3 protein-coding genes are annotated in these 2,897 nt (G+C 44.0%); all 3 read left to right on the top strand.

Translation table 11 applies throughout. From position 1 onward, the window contains the following. The first annotated feature begins 66 nt into the window (after positions 1-66). Complete coding sequence (btpA, locus tag PX484_RS23800) at positions 67-918, top strand: photosystem I biogenesis protein BtpA (protein ID WP_287764649.1); 852 nt, start codon at positions 67-69, stop codon at positions 916-918. A gap of 170 nt (positions 919-1,088) precedes the next feature. Beyond that, positions 1,089-2,075: a vitamin K epoxide reductase family protein gene (locus PX484_RS23795; protein ID WP_287764647.1), complete on the top strand. Its 987-nt coding sequence runs from the start codon at positions 1,089-1,091 to the stop codon at positions 2,073-2,075. A gap of 109 nt (positions 2,076-2,184) precedes the next feature. Beyond that, positions 2,185-2,897: DNA methyltransferase (locus PX484_RS23790; RefSeq protein WP_288105886.1), on the top strand; the 713-nt coding region annotated here is incomplete at its 3' end.

Genomic DNA, 2,897 nt, shown 5'->3' with positions numbered 1-2,897 from the left:
TAGGCCTTCACCCTGTTAAAATGGGTGAGCGGCGCATGGTTGGGGACGCTAAGAGTAGTATACGCTGTGAACTTAATTGCAACTTTCAAGACAAAAAACCCGATTATTGGCGTGGTTCATCTCGCCCCCCTGCCCACTTCCCCCCGTTGGGGTGGCAGTCTCAAGACGGTGATCGAGCGGGCTGAACAGGAGGCGACGGCTTTGGCTGCCGGTGGTGTTGATGGTTTGATTATCGAGAATTTTTTTGATGCCCCCTTTACTAAGCAACAGGTGGATCCCGCCGTGGTTAGTGCCATGACTTTAATTGTTGATCGCATTAAAAATCTGGTGGTCTTACCGATTGGTCTTAATGTTCTCCGCAATGATGCCCATAGTGCCTTAGCGATCGCTACCTGTGTTAATGCCCAATTTATTCGGGTTAATGTGCTAACGGGGGTTATGGCTACCGATCAGGGCATTATTGAGGGTCAGGCCCACGAACTCCTGCGTTATCGCCGCGAATTGGGGTCTGAGGTCAAAATTTTAGCGGATGTTTTGGTTAAACACGCCCGCCCCTTGGGAACCCCTAATCTGACCACGGCGGTGCAAGATACGATCGAACGGGGACTGGCAGACGGGGTGATCCTCTCTGGTTGGGCCACCGGTAGCCCCCCCAGTTTTGAGGATTTGGAACTGGCAGTGGCGGCGGCCAAGGGAACACCGGTTTTTATCGGCAGCGGGGCTGATTTAGACAATATCGGGCAGTTGCTGCTGGCTGCTGATGGGGTGATCGTGGCTAGTTCCCTCAAGCGTCATGGCAAAATTACTGAACCGGTGGATCCGATCCGGGTGTCGCAATTTGTGGAAACGGCACGCCTGATCAACGATCAAAAGGCAAAAATTAATAATTCTCTCCCTTCTTTGCCCCTGTCCACATAACCCCTTGCTAGAATGGCGGATAGTTTCAGGGGATAGCTATCCTAAGTTTTTAGGAATTGAAAACGTCCTAATTAACACAATATGGTTAGGGAATTTTTCCTTTCGACAAAGTACATTTCGATTTACCTCCTGACTCCTGAATTCTGCTGTAATTTAATCTAAATAATATTATGCGTCGTCGTTCTGTACCTTGGATTCATCGCTACTCCCGGCCCCTAATTGGGGGCGTTTCGATCGTGGGGGCGATTCTGACCGGCTATTTAACCATTACCAAACTGACGGGAGGGGCTGCTGCCTGCACCGCCGGAGCTACTGATGGGGCTGGTTGTAGTGGTGTTCTTAATAGTCCCTACGCTACGGTTTTCGGGCTGCCCTTGAGTTTGTTCGGTTTTTTGGCCTATATTGCCATGGCGGTTTTTGCCCTCAGTCCTCTATTTATTAATGGGGAAACTCAGAAAAATCTCCGCAAAAGTTTAGAAAATAATACTTGGTTATTGCTGTTAGCGGGGGCGACGGCGATGGCGGTATTTAGTGGTTATTTAATGTATATTCTAGCCACGGAATTAAAGGAATTGTGTCCCTACTGCATCACTTCGGCTTTGTTCGCTTTAACCTTATTAATTCTCACAATTATCGGTCGCGAATGGGAAGGTTTAGGACAAATTATACTGCCGATGGTTGTGGTGGCGATGATTACTTTGGTGGGAACTTTAGCGGTTTATACGGGAGTAAATTCCCCCACCGTGACAGGAGGAAAAGAAGAAATTACCCAGCCAATGACAGCGGCTACCCCCCCCTACGGTTGGGAAGTAACCACGGTTTCGGGAGAGGCAGAAATTGCCCTAGCTAAACATTTAAAAGCAATTGGCGCGAAGGAATACGGGGCTTTTTGGTGTCCCCACTGTTACGATCAAAAACAGTTATTTGGTAAGGAAGCGGGAGAAATCCTCAAAAAAGAAGGGGTTTATATCGAATGCGATCCCCAAGGGGTTAATGGTAATCCCCAAGCTTGTCGCGATGCCGGAATTAAAGGTTTCCCCACTTGGATTATTAAGGGTCAAGAATATTCGGGAACCCAAATATTAGAGAAATTAGCGGAGATTTCCGGTTATACCGGCCCGATGAATTTTAAATATACAGTTCCGGGACGCAAGTAGGAAAATATTGAGGGGTTGAACTTTGTTCAGCCCCAACATTTTATGGTGTTTTTTCTCTAGATAAAGTAGAACCTGAATTTTGATTTTAGCAATAGAGGGAGATTGAAAGTTGCCAGATTTTGATCAACCTATACCCCAAGAAAAACTTGACATTATTGAGAAAACTAGAGCCAATTTATTTGTTTGGCGAGGTCAGTTTTCACCCCAACTGATAGAGACTATTTTAAGTTTCTATTGCCCATCTAATTCGGTCATTCTCGATCCTTTTGTGGGTAGCGGAACTGTTTTACTAGAGGCAAGTTATTTATCCCTAGAAGCTTATGGATTTGAGATTAATCCCGCTGCTTATATCATGAGTCATACCTATGAATTTATCAATGATTCTCAAAAAAAAGAAGTTCTTAAAAACCTGAGAAATATCGTCGATCAAGAATTTCCTTTGAGAATTTTTGAAGTCAGTGATCAAGTAGAAAATTTAGTAGATAAATTGCAAAATACTAGGAATATGCTACCGGATCGGTCAAAGGTTTTATTTGATGCTTTAGTAATCCTTCTTGATGTGTGTAACAATAAAATTACTCAGGAATTTATTCAGAAAAAATTTTTACATCTTAGTAATATAATTACTAAGCTACCTTACTCTCAAAAGCCGATCAGGGTTGGATTATCTGATGCTCGTTCTCTACCACTAAAAAATAATCAGATAGATTTTGTTGTGACTTCTCCACCCTATATAAATGTTTTTAATTACCATCAAAATTATCGTCAATCTGCTGAAATCTTAGGATGGGATTTACTCAAGATAGCCAAGTCAGAAATTGG

This window comes from Microcystis sp. M49636_WE2, assembly GCF_030065375.1.
Taxonomy (GTDB): domain Bacteria; phylum Cyanobacteriota; class Cyanobacteriia; order Cyanobacteriales; family Microcystaceae; genus Microcystis; species Microcystis aeruginosa_C.
This window is presented reverse-complemented; position numbering and strand designations above follow the sequence as displayed.